The organism is Vibrio sp. HI00D65 (genome assembly GCF_001635455.1).
Lineage (GTDB): Bacteria > Pseudomonadota > Gammaproteobacteria > Enterobacterales > Vibrionaceae > Vibrio.
In genome coordinates this window covers 1-213 of sequence record NZ_LWEH01000418.1, presented here as the reverse complement: position 1 = coordinate 213, position 213 = coordinate 1, and the positions used below count along the sequence as shown (strand labels likewise).

The 213-nt window shown below is 48.8% G+C and carries 1 pseudogene; it reads right to left on the bottom strand.

Going from position 1 to position 213, the window contains the following annotated elements:
• Window positions 1-54 precede the first annotated feature (54 nt).
• A pseudogene (locus A3712_RS27560) lies at window positions 55-213 on the bottom strand (organoarsenical effux MFS transporter ArsJ); the annotation flags it as partial.

Sequence of the window (213 nt, the reverse complement as noted above, 5' to 3'; positions counted from 1 at the left end):
CAGCTTATTGTTAAAGGAGAAGCATATCGCGATTTTATCGAATACGACGGATGCTTATGCCGCTGAGGTTTGTGGCACCTTAAGCAAGCGTAACGAGATCACCGTCGTTATTGCTAGGAACGCGAACGAGACCCACAAACAGGCGGATAAGCCACCCATTTGGAACACCAAGCCAGATAGGATTGTGCCTATTAAGCGGCCCATAGCATTCGC